The 26174-nt window shown below is 58.4% G+C and carries 21 protein-coding genes; 9 read left to right on the plus strand and 12 right to left on the minus strand.

The genetic code is table 11. The features are described 5' to 3' along the window. Positions 1 to 4 precede the first annotated feature (4 nt). Positions 5 to 1567, plus strand: coding sequence for an alkyl hydroperoxide reductase subunit F (ahpF, locus tag KRR23_RS05875; protein ID WP_216741722.1), 1563 nt, complete (start codon positions 5 to 7; stop codon positions 1565 to 1567). Positions 1568 to 1751: 184 nt separating this feature from the next. On the opposite strand, the gene gloA is transcribed toward ahpF, so the two are convergent. Further along, positions 1752 to 2273 carry a lactoylglutathione lyase gene (gloA, locus tag KRR23_RS05880; protein WP_103316383.1) on the minus strand — a complete coding sequence of 174 codons (522 nt, stop codon included), beginning with the start codon at positions 2271 to 2273 and terminating at the stop codon, positions 1752 to 1754. Between the two features lie 196 nt (positions 2274 to 2469). Between gloA and KRR23_RS05885 the strand changes: the two genes are divergently transcribed. Next, the gene (locus KRR23_RS05885) at positions 2470 to 3006 is read left to right on the plus strand and encodes a DUF4946 domain-containing protein (protein ID WP_216741723.1); all 537 of its coding nucleotides are present in this window, start codon (positions 2470 to 2472) and stop codon (positions 3004 to 3006) included. 196 nt (positions 3007 to 3202) lie between these two features. On the opposite strand, the gene KRR23_RS05890 is transcribed toward KRR23_RS05885, so the two are convergent. From KRR23_RS05890 to KRR23_RS05900, 3 genes are all read right to left on the minus strand, one after another. Then, entirely contained in the window at positions 3203 to 3565 is a 363-nt protein-coding gene (locus KRR23_RS05890; RefSeq protein WP_216741724.1) for a histone-like nucleoid-structuring protein, MvaT/MvaU family, read from the minus strand. A 246-nt stretch (positions 3566 to 3811) separates the two neighbouring features. Then, positions 3812 to 5347, minus strand: coding sequence for an EAL domain-containing protein (locus KRR23_RS05895; protein WP_216741725.1), 1536 nt, complete (start codon positions 5345 to 5347; stop codon positions 3812 to 3814). A 132-nt stretch (positions 5348 to 5479) separates the two neighbouring features. After that, on the minus strand, positions 5480 to 6352 hold the full coding sequence (locus tag KRR23_RS05900; RefSeq protein WP_216741726.1) for a LysR family transcriptional regulator: 873 nt from the start codon (positions 6350 to 6352) through the stop codon (positions 5480 to 5482). Between the two features lie 78 nt (positions 6353 to 6430). Here KRR23_RS05900 and KRR23_RS05905 point away from each other — a divergent pair, with 78 nt between their 5' ends. Together KRR23_RS05905 and hppD are read left to right on the plus strand one after the other, a co-directional pair. Then, positions 6431 to 7381: a DMT family transporter gene (locus KRR23_RS05905; protein WP_216741727.1), complete on the plus strand. Its 951-nt coding sequence runs from the start codon at positions 6431 to 6433 to the stop codon at positions 7379 to 7381. 250 nt (positions 7382 to 7631) lie between these two features. Beyond that, positions 7632 to 8708 carry a 4-hydroxyphenylpyruvate dioxygenase gene (hppD, locus tag KRR23_RS05910; RefSeq protein ID WP_216741728.1) on the plus strand — a complete coding sequence of 359 codons (1077 nt, stop codon included), beginning with the start codon at positions 7632 to 7634 and terminating at the stop codon, positions 8706 to 8708. 141 nt (positions 8709 to 8849) lie between these two features. Here the strand turns inward: hppD and rarD are convergent, their stop codons facing one another. The 3 genes from rarD to KRR23_RS05925 form a co-directional block, all read right to left on the minus strand. Next, a complete protein-coding gene (gene rarD, locus KRR23_RS05915; RefSeq protein ID WP_216741729.1) occupies positions 8850 to 9731 on the minus strand; it encodes an EamA family transporter RarD in 882 nt (293 codons plus the stop codon). Between the two features lie 235 nt (positions 9732 to 9966). Then, on the minus strand, positions 9967 to 10980 hold the full coding sequence (locus tag KRR23_RS05920) for an aldo/keto reductase (RefSeq protein WP_216741730.1): 1014 nt from the start codon (positions 10978 to 10980) through the stop codon (positions 9967 to 9969). Between the two features lie 245 nt (positions 10981 to 11225). Next, complete coding sequence (locus KRR23_RS05925) at positions 11226 to 12536, minus strand: MFS transporter (protein ID WP_216741731.1); 1311 nt, start codon at positions 12534 to 12536, stop codon at positions 11226 to 11228. A 168-nt stretch (positions 12537 to 12704) separates the two neighbouring features. On the opposite strand from KRR23_RS05925, the gene KRR23_RS05930 reads away from it, so the two are divergent. The 4 genes from KRR23_RS05930 (at position 12705) to KRR23_RS05945 (ending at position 18390) form a co-directional block, all read left to right on the plus strand. Then, a complete protein-coding gene (locus KRR23_RS05930; protein WP_216741732.1) occupies positions 12705 to 13826 on the plus strand; it encodes a sugar diacid recognition domain-containing protein in 1122 nt (373 codons plus the stop codon). Positions 13827 to 14038: 212 nt separating this feature from the next. Then, on the plus strand, positions 14039 to 15181 hold the full coding sequence (locus KRR23_RS05935) for a glycerate kinase (RefSeq protein ID WP_216741733.1): 1143 nt from the start codon (positions 14039 to 14041) through the stop codon (positions 15179 to 15181). 358 nt (positions 15182 to 15539) lie between these two features. Continuing rightward, a complete protein-coding gene (locus tag KRR23_RS05940) occupies positions 15540 to 17165 on the plus strand; it encodes a methyl-accepting chemotaxis protein (RefSeq protein WP_216741734.1) in 1626 nt (541 codons plus the stop codon). A gap of 40 nt (positions 17166 to 17205) precedes the next feature. Then, complete coding sequence (locus tag KRR23_RS05945; protein ID WP_216741735.1) at positions 17206 to 18390, plus strand: pyridoxal phosphate-dependent aminotransferase; 1185 nt, start codon at positions 17206 to 17208, stop codon at positions 18388 to 18390. A gap of 98 nt (positions 18391 to 18488) precedes the next feature. On the opposite strand, the gene KRR23_RS05950 is transcribed toward KRR23_RS05945, so the two are convergent. The 5 genes from KRR23_RS05950 to KRR23_RS05970 form a co-directional block, all read right to left on the minus strand. After that, positions 18489 to 19469: an NAD(P)-dependent oxidoreductase gene (locus KRR23_RS05950; RefSeq protein WP_216741736.1), complete on the minus strand. Its 981-nt coding sequence runs from the start codon at positions 19467 to 19469 to the stop codon at positions 18489 to 18491. 21 nt (positions 19470 to 19490) lie between these two features. Next, positions 19491 to 20789 (minus strand): MFS transporter, encoded by a 1299-nt coding sequence (locus KRR23_RS05955; protein ID WP_216741737.1) that lies wholly within the window; start codon positions 20787 to 20789, stop codon positions 19491 to 19493. Between the two features lie 53 nt (positions 20790 to 20842). Continuing rightward, positions 20843 to 21823 (minus strand): sugar kinase, encoded by a 981-nt coding sequence (locus tag KRR23_RS05960; RefSeq protein ID WP_216741738.1) that lies wholly within the window; start codon positions 21821 to 21823, stop codon positions 20843 to 20845. Further along, positions 21816 to 22598, minus strand: a complete 783-nt coding sequence (locus KRR23_RS05965; protein WP_216741739.1) for a sugar phosphate isomerase/epimerase — start codon at positions 22596 to 22598, stop codon at positions 21816 to 21818. Before KRR23_RS05965 ends, KRR23_RS05960 begins: the two co-directional genes overlap by 8 nt. A gap of 210 nt (positions 22599 to 22808) precedes the next feature. Then, positions 22809 to 23828, minus strand: a complete 1020-nt coding sequence (locus KRR23_RS05970; protein ID WP_367880643.1) for a LacI family DNA-binding transcriptional regulator — start codon at positions 23826 to 23828, stop codon at positions 22809 to 22811. A gap of 285 nt (positions 23829 to 24113) precedes the next feature. Here KRR23_RS05970 and KRR23_RS05975 point away from each other — a divergent pair, with 285 nt between their 5' ends. Continuing rightward, entirely contained in the window at positions 24114 to 26156 is a 2043-nt protein-coding gene (locus KRR23_RS05975; RefSeq protein WP_216741740.1) for a hypothetical protein, read from the plus strand. The last annotated feature ends 18 nt before the right edge of the window (positions 26157 to 26174 follow it).

A 26174-nucleotide genomic window follows, 5' to 3' on the forward strand; every position in this document is an offset into this window, starting at 1 on the left:
CCGTATGTTGGATGCCAATCTTAAAGCTCAGTTGAAGTCATACCTGGAACGGGTCACCCAGCCGATCGAGATCGTCGCCTCCCTCGACGACGGTGCGAAATCCCAGGAAATGCTCGCGTTACTCAAAGACATTGCCAGTCTTTCCCAGCAGATTACCTTGCTCGACAACGGTACCGATGCGCGCAAGCCGTCGTTCTCGTTGAACCGCCCGGGAAGCGATATCAACCTGCGTTTCGCCGGTATCCCCATGGGCCACGAATTCACTTCGCTGGTGCTGGCCTTGCTGCAAGTCGGCGGTCACCCTTCGAAGGCCAGTATCGAGGTGCTCGAACAGATCCGCTCGCTCAAAGGCGAGTTCAACTTCGAGACCTACTTTTCGCTGTCGTGCCAGAACTGCCCGGACGTGGTCCAGGCGCTGAACCTGATGGCGGTGCTGAACCCGAACATCCGTCACGTTGCCATCGACGGCGCGTTGTTCCAGGACGAGGTCAATGATCGTCAGATCATGGCCGTACCAAGCGTTTACCTGAACGGCGTGAACTTTGGTCAGGGACGCATGGGCCTGGAAGAAATCATCGCCAAGATCGATACCAGCGCCATCGAGCGTCAGGCCGAGAAGATCAGCGCCAAAGACGCCTTTGACGTACTGGTCGTCGGTGGTGGGCCAGCCGGTGCTTCGGCAGCAATCTACGCCGCCCGTAAAGGCATTCGTACCGGCGTTGCAGCCGAGCGTTTTGGTGGTCAGGTGCTGGACACCATGGCGATCGAGAACTTCATCTCGGTACAGGAGACCGAAGGGCCGAAGCTCGCCGTCGCGCTGGAAGAACACGTCAAGCAATACGACGTCGACATCATGAACCTGCAACGCGCCGACAAACTGCTGCCGGGCAAAAACGGCGAGCTGCACCAGATCCAGTTCGCCAGCGGCGCTTCACTGAAAGCCAGGACCGTGATCCTCGCGACCGGTGCTCGCTGGCGTGAAATGAACGTCCCGGGCGAACAGCAATATCGCAACAAGGGCGTGGCGTACTGCCCGCACTGCGACGGCCCGCTGTTCAAAGGCAAGCGCGTTGCGGTGATTGGTGGTGGTAACTCGGGGGTCGAAGCGGCCATCGACCTGGCGGGTATTGTCGCCCATGTCACGTTGCTGGAGTTCGATGTGCAGTTGCGTGCCGATGCGGTGTTGCAGCGCAAGTTGCACAGCCTGCCGAACGTGACCGTGATCACCAGTGCACAAACCACTGAAGTGACCGGCGATGGGCAGAAGGTCAACGGCTTGCGTTACAAGGATCGTCAGTCAGGCGAAGCGCTGAGCATCGAGCTGGAAGGGATCTTCGTGCAGATCGGTTTGCTGCCTAACACCGATTGGCTCAAGGGCACCGTCGAGCTGTCGCCGCGCGGCGAGATCATCGTCGATAACCGTGGCGAGACCTCGATACCGGGTGTGTTCGCCGCCGGCGATGTAACGACCGTGCCGTACAAGCAAATCGTGATTGCGGTAGGCGAGGGTGCCAAGGCATCGCTGAGTGCCTTCGATCACCTGATTCGCACCTCTGCGCCTGCATAAACGCCAACGCTGAAAGCACAAAACCCCATGAGTGATCATGGGGTTTTTTGTGTCTTGCGCATGATCGTTCCCACACTGCGTGGGAATGCAGCCCGGGACGCTCCGCGTCCCAAAAAGCGTGACGCAGAGCGTCACAGGAGGCATTACCACGCAGAGCGTGGGAACGATCAGTGTCGGTGATTTTTTACAGCGGTGCCGGCTGAATGATCTCAACCCAGTACGCATCCGGGTCCTTGATGAAGGCCAGGCTCTTCATGCGGCCGTCGTTCAGGCGTTTCTGGAAATCGCAGCCCAGGGCTTCGAAGCGCTCGCAAGCAGCACGAATGTCTGGCACCGAGATGCAGATATGACCGAAGCCGCGAGGGTCGGTGTTGCCATTGTGGTAGGCGAAATCCGCATCGTTTTCGGTGCCGTGGTTGTGAGTCAGCTCAAGAATACCGGGAATCGATTTCATCCACTGGGTGCGTGCAGCGGCGTCGGCCGGGATCTGGTTCTTATCGACCAGCGCCAGGAAATACAGGCTGAACTCGGCTTCCGGGAAATCGCGCTTTTCCACCAGCGTAAAGCCGAGGATGCGCGTGTAGAAATCCAGCGACTTGGTGATGTCCTTGACCCGCAACATGGTGTGGTTGAAGACGAATTGCTGCGTGGCGGTGTCAGGTTGGGCGGTAACGCCGGGGAAGGTGTTCAGTTCGTGCAGGCTCATGGGCCCTCCGGAAAATAAGTGGGGCAAACGGCGCTCAAGACAAGAGCTGTCCCTTGGCTTGCAGTTGATGAGGCTTGCTTGCAGTACGCCAATAATACGCAAGGCGGTGTATTGCACCAAAGCAAAACCTTCAGCTATTGCCTGGCGGCGTGGTGGGGCTCAGACTTTAACGTTCGCCCCGTCAGTGTTGAGTGCAATGTTTCGATCGTATCGCTACCTGCTTGTTTTGACCTGCCTGTTTTCGGCTGTTGCCCGCGCCGAGACTGTGCTTCCCGAGATTACCTGGCCCAGCGGCTGGGCAGTGCAAGTATTGCCACAAGAGGAGGCGACAACTCAAACACCGCCCAGGGTTTCAAGGCAGCGGGCGGTGAAAAACGACGCAAACGGTGATCCGGTCCTGGTCATGGAGTTGACCATGAGCCAGGTTGAGCCTGGGCATGAAGTCAATTTGCAAGGTGTGCTGCTGGAAATGCGCAAGTCCGTGCAAAAGGATTTTTTTCAGGGCGGCTATCAAAGTGTTTGCAACAAAATTCATCCCGCTACATTGAGCAGGCTGCAAGCGCTGGAAACCACCTGTACGGTCACCCAGAATGGACGACATGTGTTGTCGCAAACATTAGTCGCAGCGCTAGATGCTGATAAGGCCTATGTTTTTTCCTACGCAGGCCAAGCCGAGGCTTATGCCGCAAGTCAGGATGAAATACGCAGTGCGCGAAACAGTTTGAGACTTTAGTAGTGCGCGATGTCTGCACGTTAGCCGTGCCGAAGGGTATTGTTTAATACCCAAAGGGATTAAGCAGAAAGTTGTACCGGATGCCCATGGTATTTGGCCGGCGTTTCCAACTAGATCGACGATCATCGTTGCATTAAGTATAGGTGAGCATAAAAAAGCCCTGCACAGGCAGGGCTTTTGGGGGGCGCAGGAAAGCTTAAGTGCGCAGCCAGGAGTCAACGGTGCTTGCACCATATTGTTCCTTCCAGGCTTTCAGGCCACGGTGATTGCCGCCCTTGGTTTCAATCAGTTCACCGGTGTGCGGGTTTTGATAAACCTTGACCACGCGGGCGCGGCGAGTTTTAGGTGCGGCGGCCTGCAGCAGGCCGGATTTTGGGTTCGGGTCGAGAATGGCGATGATGTCGCGCAAGCTCTTGCCGTAGGTTTTCATCAGCCCCTGGAGCTTTTCTTCGAATTCGATTTCTTTCTTGAGCCCGGCGTCGTTCTTCAGCGATTCCAGCTGCGCGAGCTGTTCTTGAAGGGCCTTTTCAGCGGCACGAAATTCAGCGAGTCTGGACAATATCTTTACTCCAATAGTGTGTTTGGCTGATACCAACCGCCAACAAAGCTATAAGCCAAGAGCCTTGTAGCGACTCGGTGTTAATGGCTCACCTGTCAATCTTGTGCAGGCAAGAAAAATTGTAGTAGTTAATTCGCTCAGAGTAAATCACGTCTTTTTCATGATGTAACGCACGTTGCTGTTTGATGCAATTTGCGGCGTGGATCCTTTTGTTGAGGATGTCCATGGAACGCGCAAAGTGGCTAATTAATGGCTGTTCAACGCAATAATGAAATCGGCGCCCGGCATCGGTCGTCCAAATAGGTAGCCTTGCAGGAAGTTCACCCCGTGACGGGCAAGATAATCACTCTGTTCGAGGGTTTCGACACCTTCGGCAACGATACCAAGGTCCAGCTTGGCCGAGAGTTCGATGATGCTGTCGAGTATGTGACGGGACAAGGCATCAACACCGATCATCGCCACAAAGCTCTGATCTATTTTCAGAAAGTCCACATTGAACTGGCGCAAATAGCCCAGGCTAGAATGCCCCGTGCCAAAATCATCGATCGCAATCATCACCCCCAACGCATGTAACTGTTCGAACAATTGAAGGGTGATGGCGTTGGGTTCGATCAGCTCGCGCTCGGTCAGCTCCAGAACCAGTGCAACCTTGCCGGGCGGGAAGGAGGCGAGAAACTCGCGGCAATCGTCTACCAGCGCAAGGTCACGGCAGTGGCTGGCGGTGATGTTGATGCCGATGTGAAAGCGCTCATGGAACACAGGCGCATGCGGGGCGAGCAACGCGGCAGTCTGGCGCATCAACGAGCGGGTCATTGGCACGATCAATCCGGAATGCTCGGCGAATGGAATGAACAGGTCCGGACGCACCAGGCCTTCTTTTGGGTGTTGCCAGCGCATCAGGACCTCGACGCCTGCCCACTCTTTGCTGTCACCGTGAACCACAGGCTGGAAGTAAGGAATGAACTCATTGGCTTCCAGTGCCCGTTGCAGTTCATGAGTCTGTGATGAGGAGCGCTTCTGCAGCCAATGACCAATGGCCCCGGCAATCACCCCAAAGAAGATCAGCAGGCTGAACAGCGGCGGGTATTCGCTTTTCATGTAGCGCCAGACTTCGCCCTCGGGAAAACCGGCCTCTACTTCAAAGGCATACCGCGAAGACGCAAGGTTGCTTCGGGCTACCGGCAATACAGACAGGGCGCCCTCGTGGACCTGGCCATCGGTAGATAACCAGTGGGGGCCGACTTGCAGTAACAGTAGAGTCTGGCGACCAATCAGCCGCAGGACGTTGCTCAGGTGATAGCCGTCAAGGGCGGTCAGGGCGCCTTGCTTGCCTTCGCTGAGGCGATACACCAGCACCGCGGTATTGGGTGTGACCGGGTTGCCGTTCATCAACCACAACTTGCCTTGTGTGTACTCGCCAGGATCAACCGCTGCCTGATAGTCGCCAAATAGTGAACTGCAATATATGTTGTTGTCCCACACAAGATTGGTCGAACGCACGAAGGGCCGGCGCGTGACTTGTTCGCGCAGGGCCAGTTTGACATCGGCGCAAGGCTGTCCGGCCAGCGGCAGCAGTTCTTGTGCCGCCAGCGCGGTGTCATCGAGCATCAAATCGAATTGCCGCACCGCTTCTTCAGCCGTTTGGTAGGTGCTGTGCTCCAGCACCCGTTCGGCTTGCATGTGCAGAATGACGAAGCCCAGCACCACCGGCACCAAGCCGATCAACAACGTGATGAGGTTGCGAGTCCGTGGCGTGCGGCGGGCTTTGAAGGTCAAGGGCATGTGTGGAACCTGCGGCGTCGGAGTAGGGCTCTCAGAAGAGTAGGGCTCTCAAATGCAGGCAGGACGACGGCTTGCCTCTCAAAAAGAGTACAGACAAGGGCCATGATAGATGGCGCACAGGCTTTGTGCTTTTCAACGGTAGTTCAGACTCACGGCCAACTTGATAAACGACAGGGTCGCCGGTGATGACTGACGCTGGTCAAGCACCGCCAGGCCAACCTGACGTTTGACCGGTGGTTTAAGGGGCCTTTTCACGTAGCGCGGTTGTTCCGCGTTCGGCAGCGAAAGTTCGGCGACCAGCGTCAAGGCATCGCCACGGCTGACGGTTTCCAGTGTGCTGAGCAATTGCGAGCTGCGATAGCGAATGTCCGGGGTCAGCCGGGCAGCGCTGAACAGGTGCGAAACCAGCTCCGAAGAGCCTGCTTCAGTGAGAATGAACGGGTCGTGACACAGATCACTCAAGCTCAGGCTGTCGCGTCGGGCGAGTTCATGAGTAGCCGGTATCAGCGCGACCATCTGGTCTTCCACCAGCGCAAAAGTATCAAAGCGTTCCTCGGGCAATACCACAAAACCGATGTCGATACGCCGCTCTTCAAGCCATTGCAGCACTTGCCGGTCCGGACCTTCGTCAACGTGGATTTCGATTTCGGGATACGCCGCGCGGTAGTGCTGCAAAATCTTCGGCAGCAGTTTGATCGACGAGGTCGGTCCGAATGAACCGATACGCAGCGTGCCACGTTTCATTCCGCGAGCATCCGCTGCTTCCTGGCGTAGAGTGCTGGCCAGCCCGAGCATCGCGCGGGCGCGCAACAGCAATTGTTGACCGATATCGCTGAGTTCGATGTGGGCCTGATGCCGTCTGAGCAACTCGACACCAAGTTCCTGCTCCAGCGACTTAATGGCATGGGACACCGCCGACTGGGTGATGCCCAGGCGGTTGGCCGCACTGGTGAAACCGTGCAGCTCGGCCACCAGCGAAAAAATCTCGAGTTGGGTCAGGGTCATGAGTATTTACTCATTTTACGATGATCAGGCATTACGCAAAGAATACGTTATCTAACGTCCTTCTTAGCGTGGAGATTTATGAAAAGCCTTGTCCAAAGTGGCTCCCGTGATTTAGATGTTCCGGTCTACCTGAAACTCGCCACTGTCACCATGATCTGGGGTGGGACCTTCGTTGCCGGGCGGTTTCTCGCCGACTCACTCAGTCCGTTATTTACGGCGAGCCTGCGTTTTCTGCTGGCGAGCCTGGCCTTGCTGTTGTTTATGGTTCTGGCGCGCATCCCTTTGATGCGTCCGACCTTCAGGCAGTGGTTGCAGTTGGGGGTATTGGGTTTTTTCGGGATCTTCTTTTACAACCTGTGTTTCTTTTACGGCTTGCACTACATCAACGCCTCTCGTGCATCGCTAATCGTAGCGTTGAATCCGGCCGTCATCGGGTTGGCGTCGTGGCTGCTGTTCAAGGAGCGCTTGAGTCGAGCCAAAATTGCAGGCATCGCGATCTGCATCGCTGGGGCAGGGGTGGTCATTGTCAGTCGCAACCAGCCTGTGTTTGATGGCGGCGCCACGAACAGCTGGATCGGTGATCTGCTGATTTTCGGTTGCGTGTTGGGTTGGGGCATCTACTCATTGTTTTCCAAAGGTCTGAACCAGGCGTTGGGCCCGCTGCATACCGTGACCTACTCGATTGTGCTGGGCACATTGATGTTGTGCACGACCAGCGCCGTGCGCGGTGAAGTGAGTCTTGAGGTCCTTGGCGATTTGCAGCTGACGCAGCTGTTGAGTCTGTTTTATCTGGGGGTACTCGGCTCGGCGCTGGCCTACATTTGGTACTACGACGGTATTCTTAAAATCGGCGCTACCCGTTCGGGGGTGTTCATCGCCCTGAATCCGCTGACGGCGGTGATACTTGGCGCGCTGTTGCTGGACGAGCAGTTGAGTGGGGCGATGTACCTGGGAGGCGGGGTGATTCTGCTGGGCATTTACCTGTGCAATAAACCCCTTGCACCTGCGTCAAAAAGGGGGATTTTATAGAGAAGGCGGACAAACATTGTTACGCTGTGTAGAATCCGGTTACGCATATAAGAATAACGTCTTCTGGCAGCAGAAGCCTCGCCCGCAAGAGCCTTGGGTCGACAATGAAGATATTTGGGTTCCAATTGATCTACGGTGATTTTCTCGCCCGCAGTGTGCGAGGTATCTCCTGCGCGCCACCCGCCGCTCTCAGCAGTGCTTGTAACTAACGTTCCGTTAATTCCAAAAGCATCATGATGAGGCGCCAACCATGGCAGATTTATACGAAAACCCGATGGGCCTGATGGGCTTTGAGTTCATCGAACTCGCATCGCCGACCCCGAACACCCTTGAGCCGATCTTCGAGATCATGGGCTTCACCAAGGTCGCGACCCACCGCTCCAAAGACGTGCACCTGTATCGCCAGGGCGCGATCAACCTGATCCTCAACAACGAACCTCACAGTGTTGCCTCATACTTTGCGGCTGAGCACGGCCCATCGGTGTGCGGCATGGCGTTCCGGGTCAAGGATTCACAAAAAGCCTACAAGCGTGCCCTGGAACTCGGCGCCCAGCCGATCCATATCGAAACCGGCCCGATGGAACTGAACCTGCCAGCGATCAAAGGCATCGGCGGCGCGCCGCTGTACCTGATCGACCGCTTTGGCGAAGGCAGCTCGATCTACGACATCGATTTCGTGTTCATCGAAGGCGTTGACCGCCACCCGGTCGGGGCCGGCCTGAAGATCATCGACCACCTGACCCACAACGTGTATCGCGGCCGTATGGCGTATTGGGCGAACTTCTACGAGAAGCTGTTCAACTTCCGCGAGATCCGTTACTTCGACATCAAGGGCGAATACACCGGCCTGACCTCCAAGGCCATGACCGCCCCGGATGGCATGATCCGCATTCCGCTGAACGAAGAATCGTCCAAGGGCGCCGGGCAGATCGAAGAGTTCCTGATGCAGTTCAACGGCGAGGGTATCCAGCACGTTGCCTTCCTCTCCGATGACCTGATCAAGACCTGGGATCACCTGAAAAAGATCGGCATGCGCTTCATGACCGCGCCGCCAGACACCTACTACGAAATGCTCGAAGGCCGTTTGCCGAACCACGGCGAGCCGGTCAACGAACTGCAAGCGCGGGGGATTCTGCTGGACGGTTCGTCCGAGGCGGGCGACAAGCGTCTGTTGCTGCAAATCTTCTCGGAAACCCTGATGGGCCCGGTGTTCTTCGAATTCATCCAGCGTAAAGGCGACGATGGTTTCGGCGAAGGCAACTTCAAGGCACTGTTCGAATCCATCGAGCGTGACCAGGTTCGCCGTGGCGTGCTCTCGACTGAGTAATCTGCGCCAGATGTGAAAAAGCCCGGTCAGCATTGCTGCTGACTGGGCTTTTTTTGGATCAAAAGATCGCAGCCTTCGGCAGCTCCTACGCCGGTATCCATTTACCCCGTAGGATCTGCCGAAGGCTGCGATCTTTTGCTCTTATGGTCGGCGATGCCGCATCAAATGCTTGAACCCTTCAAACATCAGCACCAGCACCGCCAGCCAGATCGGTATGTAGGTCAGCCATTCTCCCGTCTTGATGCTTTCTCCCAGCAGCAATGCAACCCCCAGCAACAGCACCGGTTCGACATAGCTCAGCAGCCCGAACAGGCTGAACGGCAGCAAGCGGCTGGCGATGATGTACACCACCAGCGCCGAAGCACTGATCACCCCGAGCAGCGGGATCAGCAGCGACAACCACGGGTGTTGATCGAATACTGCAAAGCCTTGTTCACCGCTGTGCACGAACCCGTACGCCACCGGCAGCATCAGCGTCATGTCTAGCCACAAGCCACCGAGGTTGTCCGACGCCAGACGCCGGCGCAGCACGAAGTAGGTCGGGTAACCGATGGCCACCAAGAGAGTCGCCCAGGAAAAACTGCCCACCTGATACAACTCGTTGAGCACGCCGAGGGTGGCGAAAAACGCGGCGACCTTTTGCAGGTACGAGAGCTGTTCGCCATAGGCGATGCGCCCGGTCAGCACCATGGTCAGTGGCAACAGGAAGTAGCCCAGCGAAACGTCAAGGCTGTGGCCGTTCAGCGGCGCCCACATGAACAACCAGAGTTGCACGCCGAGCAATGCCGAGGAAACCAGCAGACCACCGAACAATGCCGGTTTGCTGCCCACCCGGCGGAGGATCTCGACCACGCGCCGCCATTCGCCGGAAACCACCATGAACACGGTCATGCACGGCACGGTCAGCAGCATTCGCCAGCCGAAGATTTCCACACCGCTCAGGGGCGACAGCAACGAGGTGTAGAAATACATGACGGCGAACAGCACCGAGGCTGTCACCGATAGAGCAATACCTTTAGACAAACTGTCCTCGCGAGACGTGGCGGTAATTCAAGGGGCGCAGAGGATAACGTGGATTGCTCAAAGAATATCGTTCATCTGACTGCACGCTGACCCTGTGGCGAGGGAGCTTGCTCCCGCTCGGCTGCGCAGCTGTCGCAACCCAAGCAACTCGGTTCATCAGTGAGAACGCGATACCTGGGTTTGGGGCCGCCCTGCGGCCCAGCGGGAGCAAGCTCCCTCGCCACATAGGAATGATTCAGGTATTGCGCTGCTTACGACCCGACACAAAATGACTCACGTCATTGAACCCCGGCGTCGACGAGTGCCCCGGCGTCACCAGCGAGTCAATGAAGGCTTCGTCTTCGGCGGTGATCTTCACCGCCAGGGCCTTGGTGTAGGCATCCCATTGGGCTTCGGTGCGCGGACCGACGATGGCCGAGCTGACGGCAGAGTTGTTCAGCACCCAGGCGATCGCGAACTCGACGATGCCGACGCCGCGCTCTTGGGTGTACGTCTGAATCTGCTGGGCAATGCGCAACGACTCGACCCGCCATTCGGTTTCCAGAATGCGCTTGTCCTGACGACCGGCGCGGCTGTTGACGTCCGGGGTGACGTCCGGCGCGTACTTGCCGCTCAACACGCCACGGGCCAACGGGCTGTAAGGCACCACGCCGAGGCCATAGGCGTTGGCGGCGGTGATTTGCTCGGTTTCCGCCTGGCGGTTGACGATGTTGTACAGCGGTTGGCTGATCACCGGCTTGTCGACGCCGAGCTTCTCGGCAACACGGATTACTTCGGCGATACGCCAGCCACGGTAGTTGGACAGGCCCCAGTAACGGATCTTGCCTTGGCGAATCAGGTCGCCGATGGCCGACACCGTGACCTCCAGCGGCGTGTTGTGGTCTTCGCGGTGCAGATAATAGATGTCCAGATAGTCGGTGCCCAAGCGGGCCAGGCTGGCATCGATACCATTGAAGAGGTGCTTGCGGCTCAGCCCGCTGCGATTCGGCACACCGTCGACCGGACCGAAACCGACCTTGGAAGCCACCACCCATTCATGGCGGTGACTGGCAATGGCTTCACCGACGATCTCCTCGGAGCGGCCGCCGGTGTATACGTCTGCCGTGTCGATGAAGTTGACGCCTTGATCCCAGGCCTTCTCGATGATCCGCAGCGAATCTTCGGTGCTGGTCTGCTCGCCGAACATCATGGTGCCGAGGGTCAGGGTGGACACTTGCAGTCCGGAGTGGCCCAGTGTGCGGTAGGTCATGTGCGAAATCCTTTTACCGGTGGGAAAGGCTCAATCAAATACCAGAACAACCGCACGGGGCAAACGGAATTATCGAACACCCCTCCCGCAGGGATTGATGATCGTTCCCACGCTCTGCGTGGGAATGCCGCCCCGGGCGCTCTGCGTCCGCTGTGACGCAGAGCGTCACTGGATGCGTTCCCACGCGTGCGTGGGAACGATCAACTGCTATCGCGAGCAGGCTCGCACACAGGGATTGTCAGGTATCAAGCGCGCAACGTGCGCGTCATACGCAGCGCCAACAGGCTGCCACCGACAATCACCCCCGCCAGCAGGTACAGCGCCGCATCGGTCGAGCCGGTGCTGTCCTTGACCCAACCGACAAGGTACGGGCTGAGGAAACCGGCCATCTGCCCCATGGAGTTGATCAACGCCAGGCCACCGGCAGCGGCGCCGGCGCTGAGCATGGCGGTCGGCACTGGCCAGAACATCGGCAAACCGGTGAGGGCGCCCATGGTGGCGATGGTCAGGCCAAGAATTGCAATGGCCGGGTTGGCCGCAAAGTTCACGGCGATCAGCAGACCCATCGCGCCCATCAGCATCGGTACCACCAAATGCCAGCGGCGTTCTTTATGCAAGTCCGCCGAGCGGCCCACCATCAGCATGAACACGGCTGCCAGCAGGTACGGAATCGCACTGAGCCAGCCGATCACCAGGTTATCGGCGAAACCGAGGTTCTTGATGATCGACGGCAACCAGAAGTTGATCGCGTAGACACCGCTTTGAATGCAGAAATAGATCAGCCCGAATGCCCAGATCGCCGGATTCTTGAACACCGCGAGCAGAGAATCGGTGGCGGTTTTCGGTTTGCTGGCCCAATCGATGGCTTGATCCGCCTCGAGCACGGCACGTTCTTCTGGCTTGAGCCATTTGGCGCTGGCGAAGTTGTCGCTGAGCAGGAAGAACGCCAGCGCACCGAGGGTGATGGTCGGAATGCCTTGCAGCAGGAACATCCACTGCCAGCCAGCGAGGCCACCTTGGCCGGCGGCGAAGTGGTTGAGAATCCAGCCTGAGAACGGGCTGCCGAGCAGGCCGGAGACCGGAATCGCCGACATGAACAGCGCCATGATGCGACCACGGCGGAAGGTCGGGAACCACTGCGAGAGGTACAGCACCACGCCCGGGAAGAACCCGGCTTCGGCGGCACCGGTGAACAGGCGCAAGGTGTAGAACCCGGTCGGCGTGGTGACGAACAGCAGGCAGGTCGACAGCATGCCCCAGGTGACCATCATCAGCGCGATCCAGCGCCGTGGGCCGAAACTGCTCAGTGCCAGGTTGCTCGGTACGCCACACAACACGTAGCCGATGAAGAAGATCCCGGCCCCGAGGCCATACACGGTTTCGCTGAATTTCAGCGCATCGAGCATCTGCAGTTTGGCAAATCCAACGTTGACCCGGTCGAGGTAGTTGAACAGGTAGCAGACAAAGATGAAGGGGATCAAGCGCAGGGTAACGCGCTTGTAGACGGCGTTTTTGTCGTCATCGGTGGCCAGGGTGGCAGCGGCGCTCTGTGACATGGCGGGACTCTCTTTATTATGATTTTTTGCGAGGCAAGGGTAACGTTGATCGCCTGGAGAGTCTCGGTCACCCCTACGCGGATGTCTTTGTGCCTGAGCACAGGGTTTACGCCAACAGCCTGTGCGGGTGAACAATCAATCGCCGCACGTTTTCAAGGATTACGCCGCATGTTCGAACTCGATCACGACCTGGCGCAGGATATCGTCGACCGGGCGATGGCCATTCTGCCGTACAACGTCAATGTCATGGACAGTCAGGGGCTGATCCTCGGCAGTGGCGAGCCGGAGCGGATCAACACCCGGCACGAAGGTGCGCAACTGGTGCTGGCGAATGGGCGCGTGGTGGAAATCGACGCGCAGACCGCCGTGCACCTCAAAGGTGTGCAGCCGGGGATCAATCTGCCGTTGCTGCTCGATCAGCGTTTGATTGGCGTGTTGGGCATTACCGGTGAGCCCGAGCAACTGCGTACCTATGCCGAACTGGTGCGCATGACTGCCGAGATGCTGGTCGGCCAGCGCAACCAGCAGGCCGAGCAGCAATGGCGTCGCCAGCGTTGCGATGACCTGTTGGCGTTGCTGCTCAGCGAGGCCGGGGATTCGCCGCGGCTGATCGACGAAGCTCAGCAAATGGGCCTCAAGCCACAGCTGTCGCGCACGCCTTATCTGTTCGAGTTGGGCCTGGAACATGGCGCGGGGCAAACCGCCGAGGCGTTGAGTGCCTGGCTGATCTTGCGTTATCCCGACAGTTGGTGCGTGAGCTCCGCGAAGTCGTCGTTGCTGTGGTGCCGGCCGACCACGCAAACGGTGGAGAACGAGCGCTTGCTGGAGAAGCTCGAAGGCCTGGGTTGGAATATTCTGCGCATCGCCGTGGGGGGCCAGGCCGATGGTTTGCAAGGCTTGCGCCGCTGCTATCGGCGGGTCGGTGACTTGCTGGCCTATGGGCGCGATGTGCTGCCGAAAACCCGTTTGCTGATACTTAACCGCTATCGATTGCCGGTTATGCTCTGGCGTCATCGCAACGACGATGCGCTGGACGAGTTGCTCACGCCTCTGCGCAAAGTCATCGCCAAGGACAGCAACGGCCAACTGTTGGCAACGTTACGAAGCTGGTGCGAACACGATGGCCAAAGCCAGGCCTGTGCCGATGCGTTGGGCATTCACCGCAACAGCTTGCGTTACCGCATGGAGCGCATTGCCGAACTCAGCGGCGTTGATCCGCTGCGCCTCGATGGCATGCTCGCGCTGTACCTGGGCGTGCAATTGCTGCCCGAGACAGACGCCAAACCGTGAGCGACATAAATCCCTGTGGGAGCGGGCTTGCTCGCGAAGAGGCCATCACATCCAATATCCATGGTGACTGATACACCGTCTTCGCGAGCAAGCTCGCTCCCACAGGGTTTTGTGGAAATGAACAATAATCCTCATGGCCGTTTGTGCAACGGACCGGCGTTATTGTTCATATCAACTGGCAGCATGGGCTCCATTGGAACTGGAGAATTCACATGAAAATCGTCATCGCCCCCGATTCGTTCAAGGACAGTCTGAGTGCCGAAGCCGTGGCCACTGCCATTGCGCTGGGCCTGGCCGAGGTCTGGCCGGACGCGACGCTGGTCAAGTGCCCGATGGCTGACGGCGGCGAAGGCACGGTCGAGTCGATTCTCGCTGCCTGCGAAGGTGAGCTGCGCAGCGCCAGCGTGCAGGGGCCGCTCGGCATACAGGTCGACGCGCACTGGGGCTGGTTGCCCCACAATCACACTGCAATTATCGAAATGGCCGAGGCCAGCGGTTTGCAGTTGGTGCCGGTGGGCCTGCGCGATGCGTGTACCAGCAGCACTTTTGGCACGGGCGAATTGATCCGCGCGGCGCTCGATGCAGGGGCGCAGCGGATCATCCTGGCCATTGGCGGCAGTGCGACCAACGACGCAGGTGCCGGTGCGTTGCAAGCACTAGGCGTACGACTGCTCGATGCCCAGGGGCAAACATTGAAACCGGGTGGCCTGGCGTTGGCGCAACTGGCACGGATCGACCTGAGTGAAATGGACCCGCGTCTGGCCAGCGTGCGCTTCGAGATCGCCGCCGACGTCAACAATCCACTGTGCGGTCCTCATGGTGCCTCAGCGATATTCGGTCCACAGAAAGGTGCATCGCTCGAGCAGGTTCAACAACTGGATCAGGCCCTTGGGCATTTCGCCGGGATCTGCGCTCAAGCGCTGGGAAAAGATCTGCGTGACGAACCGGGCAGTGGCGCCGCGGGCGGTCTGGGTTTTGCGGCCAAGGCGTTTCTTGGCGCGCAATTTCGCGCCGGTGTAGAAGTGGTTGCCGATCTGGTCGGCCTGGACGAGGCGGTACGTGGTGCGGACCTGGTGATCACCGGCGAGGGCCGCTTCGATGCCCAGACCTTGCGCGGCAAAACCCCGTTTGGCGTGGCGCGTATCGCCCGACAGCAGGGTGTGCCGGTGATCGTGATTGCCGGCACGCTCGGCGAGGGCTACCAGCAGATGTACGAACATGGCGTGGACGCGGCCTTCGCCCTCGCGTCCGGGCCGATGACGCTGGAGCAAGCCTGCGCCGACGCTCCGCGCCTGCTGCATGATCGCGCCCGGGACATCGCCCGCGTCTGGCGCATCGCGGTTCGCAAGGGCTGACCACTGCCCATTGTGGCGAGGGAGCTTGCTCCCGCTCGGTGGCGAAGCCGCCGTAATTGCCCTTCATCACAATACGTCTGTTACGAAATGTTCGGCCCTATAAGGGGCGCTTCGCGCCCCAGCGGGAGCAAGCTCCCTCGCCACAGGTAGAGCAAGTGTTTCAAGGGTGAAACACTTGTCCTGTCCAGAAATATATTTCGCTCAACCCTCCATAAAACCTAAAGCCCTGCCGATACAGGGTATAGGCGCACACACCCCCTCAAATCAAAGTCGCCTACCTGCATGCGGGGAACGATCCCCAGCCTGCCAGCGTTCACTGCATGGATGCTCGAAGACTTCACCACCCGAGAGTCATCCTATGTCCATACGTAATATGAATATCGCGCCTCGAGCGTTCCTGGGTTTTGCTTTCATTGCGTTGCTGGTGATCGTGCTCGGCGTCTTTGCCGTGAACCGCATGTCGATCATCCGCCAGGCCTCCATCGACATGGAAAGCAATCAGCTACCCAGCGTAGCCTTCCTTGGGAACATCACCGAGAACGTCCTGCGCTTGCGCATTCTGTCGTTTCGCGTGCTGGTCAATCGCGAGGCCGCCGGGCTGCAGGAAGCAGAAACCCGCATCAATGAGCTGGTCAACAAAGTCAGACAAGCTCAGAAAGGCTATGAGGCCTTGCCAGCAGGCCCGGAAGAAACGGCGCTGACTAAAACCTTTGCCGCTACCCTGGACAGTTATCTGCAAGCCCAAAGCCAGATGATGGAGCTGTCGCGGCAGAACAAAATCGATGACCTGCGCAACCTGATCAATACGCGGATCAAGGACGGTACCGATCTGATGGGTGTGCAGTTGAACAAGCTGATCGACATTAACAAGGCGGGCGCAACCGAGGCCGATGCTGTAGCGGGCGACCAATATTCTTTCGCTACCAACGGCATCATCGCGGTTTCGGTGTTTGCCGCATTGGTGACGGTGTTGCTGGCCTGGCTGCTGACCCGCAGCATCGTTACACCACTGAACCGCGCGGTCGCCGCCGCTGAGTCGATTGCTGGCGGTAACCTCACCAAGCCTATCGAAGTCGATGGCAAGGACGAACCGGCGCGTTTGCTTGCTGCCTTGTCGACCATGCAGGCCAACTTGCGCAAAACCATCGAACAGATCGCCGGTTCCGCGAATCAGCTGGGCGCTGCCGCAGAAGAGCTCAGCGCCGTGACCGAGGAAGCGTCGCGCGGTCTGCAACAGCAAAACAACGAAATCGAACAGGCCGCGACCGCCGTCAATGAAATGACCGCCGCCGTGGAAGAGGTCGCACGCAACGCGGTGTCCACCTCCGAAGCATCGAATCAATCGACCCAGGCCGCCCGTGAAGGTCGCGACCGCGTGGTAGAAACCGTCAACGCCATTCAGACCATGACCCATGACGTACAAAGCACCTCGCTGATGATTGAAGGTCTGGCCACTCAGGGCCGCGATATCGGCAAGGTGCTGGATGTGATTCGGGCGATTGCCGAGCAGACCAACCTGCTGGCACTTAACGCTGCCATCGAAGCGGCGCGTGCCGGTGAAGCCGGACGCGGTTTTGCGGTGGTGGCAGACGAGGTCCGCGCCTTGGCGCATCGCACTGCGCAATCGACCCAGGAAATCGAAAAAATGGTCGCCGGGATTCAAAACGGCACCGGCGAAGCGGTCGACTCCATGCAGCAAAGCAATCAGCGCACGCACACAACGTTGGAGTTGGCCCGTGCAGCCGGCGTGGCGCTGGAGCAAATCACCCAGTCGATCCACCAGATCAACGAGCGCAACCTGGTGATCGCCAGCGCCTCGGAAGAACAGGCGCAGGTGTCGCGCGAAGTGGACCGCAACCTGGTGAACATCCGCGATCTGGCCACGCAATCGGCTGCAGGGGCCAACCAGACCAGCGCCGCCAGCCATGAGTTGTCGCGCCTGGCAGTTGATTTGAATGCCATGGTGGCGCGTTTCGTGATTTGAGATAGGGTTGAATGTGGAGTTCGCGCGACAGGAGAAGCACATGCGCTATTCAGCCTTGACCCAACGAATCGCCGGCGACGGAGCCGATGCCTGGCAGATTCACTACCGAGCGCTGGAGTTGCGCGAGCAGGGCGTCGATGTCCTGCTGCTGTCGGTCGGCGACCCGGATTTCGATACGCCGAAACCGATCGTCCAGGCCGCCATCGACAGCTTGTTGGCCGGTGATACGCATTATTCGGAGGTGCGCGGCACGCGGTCGCTGCGCACCAGCATCGCCCGTCGTCACGCCCGGCGCAGCGGTCAGGTGGTCGATGCCGATCATGTGCTGGTGCTGCCGGGCGCGCAGTGTGCGGTGTATTCGGTGGTGCAATGCCTGCTCGACCCGGGTGACGAAGTACTGGTCGCCGAACCGATGTACGTGACCTATGAAGGCGTGTTCGGTGCCTGCGGGGCGAAGGTGGTACCCATCGCTGTGCGGCCGGAAAACGGATTTCGCGTTGACCCGACGGACATCGCCGCACGAATCACTCCCAGGACGCGCGCCATTCTGCTCAACAGTCCGAACAATCCTTCGGGGGCAAGCCTGTCGCTGGCGATCTGGCAGGCGTTGGCGCGTTTGTGCGTCAAGCATGACCTGTGGCTGATCAGCGACGAGGTCTACAGCGAGCTGTTGTATGAAGGCGAGCACATCAGTCCGGCCAGCCTGCCGGGGATGGCCGAACGCACGGCGACCGTGAACAGTCTGTCGAAATCCCACGCCATGACTGGCTGGCGGGTCGGTTGGGTGATCGGTCCGAAACGCTTGGCTGAACACCTGGAGAACCTTTCGCTGTGCATGCTCTTTGGCATTCCCGACTTCGTGCAGAACGCAGCGCGTGTGGCACTGGAGGCTGACTTGCCGGAGCTTGCGCTGATGCGCAACGAGTACCGTGCGCGGCGTGATCTGGTGTGCGCGCGATTGAGCGATTGCCCGGGCATTAATCCGGTCATTCCGGATGGCGGGATGTTCGTGATGGTCGATGTGCGCCAGACCGGGGTCGGTGCGCAGGCGTTCGCCGAGAAACTGCTGGAAGGCTATGCCGTGTCGGTGCTCGCCGGTGAGGCGTTCGGGCCCAGTGCGGCGGGGCATATCCGCATTGGCCTGGTGCTCGACCAACAGCGGCTGGCCGAAGCCTGCCGCCGAATCGTGCGCTGTGCAACGGAGCTGCTGAAAGCCCACCGTTAACCAATGAATCAAAAGATCGCAGCCTGCGGCAGCTCCTACGTCAAGCGCGTACATAACGATTCCGTAGGAGCTGCCGCAGGCTGCGATCTTTTGATCTGCTAGCGCGTCTCCCATACCTGGCCATTCACCAGATTCGCCGGGCGCTCACCGGCCAGTGCCGCCAGCAGGTTGTCGACGGCACACCGGGCCATGGCTTCGCGGGTTTCGTGGGTCGCAGAGCCGATGTGCGGGGTCGCCACCACGTTGTTCAACTGCAACAACGGCGAGTCGTAGGCCAGCGGTTCACGCTCGAAAACATCCAGCCCCGCCGCACGAATCTGCCCTTGGCGCAACGCTTCGATCAACGCCGTTTCATCGACCACTTTGCCTCGGGAGATATTGATAAAAATGCTCTCCGGGCGCATCAGCGCAAACTGTTCGGCGCCGATCAATCCTTCGGTTTCAGCGGTCAGCGGTAATGTCAGGCAGATAAAATCTGCCTGTTGCAGCAGCGCTGGAAGGCTGCGGTACTGTGCGTCGAAACGCTGTTCCACTGCAGGTTTGGCGCTGTGGCTGTGATAGAGAATTGGCATCCCGAAACCGAAATGCCCACGCTGGGCCAATGCCTCGCCGATGCGGCCCATGCCGATAATGCCCAAGGTCTTGCCATGTACATCGGTGCCGAAATGCGCCGGGCCGATGTTGCGGTTCCATTGTCCGGCGCGCACCAGATTGGCCAACTCGAGCACACGCCGGGCCGTCGCCAGAATCAGCGCGAAACCGGTGTCGGCGGTGGTTTCGGTCAACACGTCCGGGGTATTGCTGAGCAGGATCTGTCGGCGGTTCAGGTAGTCGATGTCGTAGTTGTCGACGCCGACCGAGACGCTGGCAATGGCCTTCAAACTTGGCGCCAGGTCGAGCAGTTCGGCGTCCAGCTTCAGGCTGGCGCCCAGCAGACCGTGAGCCGTGGGCAGCGCTTCGCGCAACCGTTTCAGGCCCTCGGCGTCAAGGCTGTCGATCAGCGTCACCTCGGTCTGTTCGTGCAAGCGAGCCATGAGTGGCGCAGAGAGTTTTTTGTACAGCACGACCTGCTTTTTCATCCGATCAGTCTCTTGTTCAATTCAGGAATGTGCCGCTACGGGCCGGGCCGTTGCACGCGAGGGGTGGGCCCGGTCGCTGGCGTCGGGCTTGAGGAAAATCGTCAGCACTACCGAGAGCATCAAGGCCGCGCTCATCAACAGGTAAGAGGCGCCGGGCGAGCCGGTGGAACTATTCAAATAGCCGACCAGATACGACCCGCCGAACGAGCCGAGGGCGCCCATGCTGTTGATCAGCGCCATGGCACCGCCGGCGACGTTGGCTGGCAGGATCTCCGGGACGATGGCAAAGAATGGCCCGTAAGGGGCGTACATGCAGGCGCCAGCAATCACCAGCAGCGCGTAGGACCACCAGAAGTGTTCGGCGCCAAGGGCATAGGAGGCGTAAAACGCGATGGAGGCAATTAACAACGGCGGCCAGACAAACCGTTTGCGCCGCTGAATCCGGTCCGAACCCCAGGACACCCCAAGCATCGCAATCACCGCTGCCAGATACGGCAGCGCCGACAGCCAGCCGGCTTCGATCATGTTCATCTGCGCACCGTGTTTGAGGATCGACGGCAGCCACAGCACAAACCCGTAGACGCCGATGCTCCAGCAGAAAAACTGCAAGGCCAGGATGATCACTTTGGGGGAGCGGAACGCTTCGGCGTAATTCTTCACCGCTTTGATCCCGACCTGTTCGGCGGCAAGGGCGCTTTGCAGGTCTTGCTTCTCCCGGTTGCTCAGCCATTTGGCGTCGGCAGGACGATCATCGGCCAGGCGCCACCAGATAAATGCCCAGAGCACCGCCGGCAACCCTTCGACGATAAACATCCAGCGCCAGCTGAAATGCTGCACCAGATACCCCGACACCACCGACATCCAGAGCATGGTCACCGGGTTGCCGAGGATCAGAAAGGTATTGGCCCGCGAGCGTTCGGCGCGGGTGAACCAGTGGCACAGGTAAACCAGCATCGCCGGCATCACGGCGGCTTCGACCACCCCCAGCAGGAAGCGGATGGCGACCAGCATGTAGGCGTTAGAGACAATCCCGGTCAACGTGGCCAGGCCACCCCAGAGGATCAGGCTGACGAAAATCAATTTCTTCACGCTGTGCTTTTGCGCGTAAATCGCCCCCGGCACCTGGAAGAAAAAGTACCCGAGAAAGAACAGCGCACCGAGCAGCGAGGACAGTCCCGGCGTGATCATCAGGTCGGCGGCCATCCCGGAGGCGGCGGCAAAACCGTAGTTGGCGCGGTCCAGGTACGCCAGACTGTAGGTGATAAACACGATCGGCATGATGTACCACCAGCGGCGGGTGGCGAGGTTCAGCGTTTGCATGGTAGTGCTCCTGAGCTTGTTGTTTTTGTCGCAACAGGTAACGGTTCAAAAAATCAGTAACGATTGATCTCGTTCCCACGCTCTGCGTGGGTACGATGGGTGAGTCCTTGGAGCAATTCACTGCGCTTGGGCAAACCCTCCATATCCCCTCGACTCTGCACCGCGCGGCTACCAATCCAGTTGGCGCGCTGTACGGCGTCCGGGACACTGAGGTTCTCCAGCAGGGCGCTGATCATCCCGACCGCAAAACCATCGCCGGCACCCACCGTGTCCACGACGTTAGTCACGGGCACACCGGGTACAAAACCCTGATCGTGTTGGGTGCGGTAATAGGCGCCGTCAGGGCCGAGTTTGATCACCACCCCCTCGGCGCCCTGATCCAGATAAAACGCCGCAATGTCGGCCGGATCATCGAAACCGCTGAGCAAACGTCCCTCGCTCAGGCCCGGCAGCACCCAATGGGCCAAGGCGGCGAGGCGATTGATTTCGCCGATCATCTGCTGTTCGCTGTCCCACAGCGTCGGGCGCAGGTTGGGGTCGAAGGAGACGCTGCGCCCGGCCTCGCGCATGCGCGTCATCAATTCGAAAGACATCTGGCGTGCCGACCCGGACAGCGCCGGGACAATGCCGGTGGCGTGCAGATGTCGGGCTTCAAGCAGTTCAGGCACGATCGACTGCACGGACAGAAGACTGGCCGCCGAACCCCGGCGGAAGTATTCGACGTGAGGATCGCGGCCATCGTCGGCACGCGACTTGAGCTGGAAACCGGTCGGGTGCGCGTGGTCGGTCTCGACGAAGCGACAATCCAGACCTTCCTGTTCCAGGCTGTCGACCACAAACCGGCCCAGCGAATCCGCACCGACCCGGCTCAGCCAGGACACCTTGAACCCCAGTCGCGACAGGCCAATCGCGACATTACTGTCGGCGCCGGCGATGCGTTTGTGGAACTGTGCAACGTCGGCCAGATCACCGCTCTGTTCGGCAACAAACATCGCCATGGTTTCGCCAAACGACAGAATATCGATCTCAGACATGTGCGCTCTCCAGCCGTGCTTGACCCAGGCGGGCGAGGGTGGCGACATGCTCGGCGGTCAACTGCACCAGGTCTGCGCCTTGCAACGGATATTCCACCGCTCGCATCACCCCTTGGGGCATGTGCTGCAGGTGCTGTTCCCATTCGTGCAAATCATCAAGCGAGGGCGGTATGGCGACCAGCTTGCCGTCGGCACGGCGACGGACCGCTTTGCAATGCACATAGCCGACATGCCGGCCCAGCAGGCGCGCGGCGCTGGCGGCGGATTGGTCCTGCCATTGCCAGTTGCCGATATCGAAGGTCATCTGCACCGGCAGCGCATGCGCTTCAATCGCGTTGAAAAACCGTTGGAACGGCTCGATGCGTCCGCCGTGCAGGGTCTGGTCGTTTTCCACCAGCAACTGCACCGGGCTTTGGGCCAGACACCGGGCCAGCGCCGGTAGAGAGTGAGTGTCGGTGAAGAAACCCAGCGAGACTTTCAGCCACTTGGCGCCAAACGCCTGTGCTCGGCTCAAGGTGTCTGCCAGTTCCGGATTGGGTTTCGACTGACCGGCCAGCCACAGTTCCAGTGGCGAGGAATACACACAGCCCAAGCCGCTTTGTTCGATGGTCAATGCCACGTCGGCAGCGACTTCATGGGTAAGCAGTTCTTCACGCAGCTCAATGCGATCAGCGCCTGCAGCGGCCAGCAACTCGACAAAACTCAACTGCCCACGCTGGCGAACCAGCTCGGCGCCGTAGCTGGAAAGACTGATGGAAACGGGTGATTTATTCATTGTTTTGCACCTCTGAAACCGGTTTCATTTTTGTTCAAATTTTTTTGCTGTCATTCACAACCTGTGGCGAGGGAGCTTGCTCCCGTCGGCCGGTCCGCGTTCGGGCGGAGCAGCCGTAAACCAGCACATGGGTTATGCCTGATGCAACGCAGTCAGCCGTTTAGGGCCGCTTCGCGACCCAGCGGGAGCAAGCTCCCTCGCCACAAGGTCTCAGCGCAGCCGAGTAGACCCGCGCTCAATCAACCGCGCCGCAAAATCCAGCGTTCGCGCCGGCCCGTCATCACCGCGCAAGCGCTTGAGCAAACACTCGAACGCGCTCGCGCCAATCTCCGCCGTCGGCTGGGCGAGGGCGGTAATACCGCTGCCCACCAACGGGTACCAGTCGAGGTCGTCGAGGGCGATCAAGCCGATGTCTTCAAACAGCCTGCAACCCAACTCGCGCAAGGCGCGGGTGCCGGCCAACGCGGCAATACCGTTGGCGCAAAACAGTGCTTTCGGACCGGGGCCGGGTGTAGCCAGGAAGGATTTCAGCTGTGCGTTCAGCTCGCTGCCGGTCTCAACCACCGCACCGCTCAGCAGACTGCGCCGATCGATCTGCGCGTTGAAGCTGTTCACCCGCTCAACCCGCGAGCTGGTGCCGTCGAAGGGTTCGCTGACCAACACAATGTCGCGATAGCCGCGAGCTTCAAGATGATCCAGGGCCATCTCAACCGCCGCCGGGTTGTCCAGTCCGACCAGGTCGCTGTCCAGCAGATCGACCTTGCGATCCACCAGCACCATCGGCAGTTCTCGGTGCAACTCGCGCAGCTCATCGAGGTGATGGCCGAGGGTGTTCACGATCAAGCCTTCGATGTTGTACGAGCGCAACGCCGCCAGATGCTGGCGTTCCTGCTCATCGTCGCGGTCGGTGTTGCACACCACCAGGCTGTAGCCGTGCTGACGGCAAGCGGTTTCCACGCCATGCATCACGGCAATCGAATAGGGGTTACGGATATCGGCCACCAGCATGCCGATCAGACGGGTACGCCCGCGCTTCAAACCGCGAGCCATCTGGTTCGGGCGATAGCCCAATTCGCTGATCGCTTGCTCAATGCGCTTGGCAGTGGCCTCGGACAGCAAGGCCCGGTCTTCGCCAATAAAACGCGACACGCTGGCCTTCGAGACCCTGGCGTGCTCGGCAACATCGAGCATGGTGACGCGGCCGCGCTGGGCGGCGGAAAACGTAGTCACGGTATGAAGCCTTGTTGTTTGAGTTGTGGTGGCTGCTGCTGAAACCGGTTTCAGAAAACACCAAGCGCGCGTGAACGTCAAGTTCATCGGCGAAGGAAGTTGTGGGAAAAGTCGGATTAAACCGACAGGCGGTCATCAGACCTGTCAGATCTGACAGTAGCCGGTGTTGGGGATAGGGCGTTTAATTTCTTGCAGGCATAACAGGTCACCTCCTGTTATTGAAGAACGGTCCCCAACAACACCTGTTCGGACGCGCATCAATTCAACTGTGATGGAGAACGTGAAATGACTGCTAATGAAAAGCTGACACCGGAACTGACTAACCAACAAATTGCTGAGAAGGCTCGTGACAAGAGCCGCTTTTTCAGTTTGCCAAATACGGAGGATCCGCACCCGGCTCCAACGATTGAAGGGATATTTGATGATGGACTACTGCCTAGCAAACTTCTGGAAAAAGACCTGGCGATTAAGGTAGAGAAACTGAAAGACTACCATGCGGGTGATAAGGCCAAAGTATACTTGTATAAAAATGGAACTGAGGCCCCGATTTATGTTGGGGGTTATATTAACTTGCCAGCCACCGAAGCAGAGTACCCTGTCAACTTGCCTCTGCCGAAAATTCACCTGCTTGACGATGAACCGCTTGATCCGGTAACTCGTTACTACGTGAAGTTGGAAATCTTCGATGGCTCCAGCGCTAATGATCTGTTTACAGATGAACTCCATTTCAGCATCGATCTCTACGCGCCTTACCAGAGCAAGATTGACGCTAGCTACGTTCGACCTCCCAGGGTTGCCATTATTGATGAGCCCGCTGTCATTGACGAAGCATGGCTAGCGAAGAAATTGCCTCTGAAATTAATAATTGACACCGAATATCCGTTTTACTCTGTAACTGATCGTTATTCGGTCGCGATCTCCAACACCGAGCCCGGGGAAGACCCTCCGCTTGCTGATCTGGTATTTTTCGACGTTTTAACTGCTGATGGACGGGTGGATATCCCGCTTGATAAATTTGCAGATAAAGTTTCGAAGGATGGCACCATTTATGTGAATATCTTAATTACGGACAGGGCGGGCAACGAAAGTAAGGTTTCATTTCATGTCTCCATTCCGGTTGAATTGCAAGTGAAGCCGGTATTGCATGAACTCGATATGCCGATCGTCGGCAAAAATGGGGTGCTTGATCTAAAAACGCTTCAATTCAAAATTTATGTTTACGTAAAACATCCTGACCACGCCCTCCCTGGAGACAAGATTCGGCTGCTTCTGGATGGCACTATTCCAGTGGCGGAGAAAACGGTAGGCGATGAGCCCAACCCGATGCGGTTCTTGCTCACCTATCTGGAGTTGAAACAGCTGGCAGGCCATCGTGATCAAGTGATTTCGACGAAACTCTCTTACGACCTGAAACGAGGGATTGATACTCCGATTCCGTCACCTGACTTCCCGTTTGATTTTGATGGGTCGATAGCCGGTGTGCCGCACCCCGACTACCCGAACTTGACCAATCCGAAGATGCTAAATGTCGAGGTTAGAGGGGGGTCTGGAAAGTTAAATCATATAACCAGTGAGGATCGTAAGGAAAATGTCACCATCAAAACATTGATGACCGACCCCCTCTTTCAGATAATGGCCAATGAAACTGCTCGGCTCTGGTACAACGGAAAAAATGTTTATACGTTGCCATTAACCAGTACCGAGACAGAACTTACGCATGATATAGCGCCGAGCGATATTGATAGTGAAGGCACTGGTATCAAGGATGCCTGGTGGACTATTGAGGTGGCAGGCAGTGCCAATGTTCTGACTTCGGAAATCACTAAAGTTACCGTTGATGCGGCTGTCGTAGTTTTTGCAGCTCCGTCCGCAGAAACCTCCCCGGTCATGGACAATGGCGTCGAAAAACATGTCATTAACTGTAATAGTGTCAAAAACAGTGCGCCACCGGGCGCGTCGGGTAAAGACCTATATCAGCGGCTGGCAGTGACTATCCCTATCAACAAGCTCTGGATGCCGAAAGACACGGTTGTTACGGTGCACTCCGTTGGCACAAAAGATCGGGAGGGCCATGAGGTCATCCTTGGTACCGAGTTCTCAGAGCAGTACACGATTCAGGGCAATGAGGTCGATGACAAGTTTGTAGTGTATGTCCGAACCTATTTGGACAAGCTGAAACCGATTCAGCCGAGCTTCGAGTCTGGACAAGATAATGGTTCTTTCAGCTGCTGGTACACAACGCCGGTTGAGGGTACATCCACGCCGTCACTTGTGTTCTTGCGTGAAGCAAGGTTTTTGGCTTCTCGCGTATATTGTGAAGATAGATAAGCACATCAATCAAAGCTG

Source organism: Pseudomonas sp. CVAP#3 (genome assembly GCF_018986375.1).
Lineage (GTDB): Bacteria > Pseudomonadota > Gammaproteobacteria > Pseudomonadales > Pseudomonadaceae > Aquipseudomonas > Aquipseudomonas helvetica.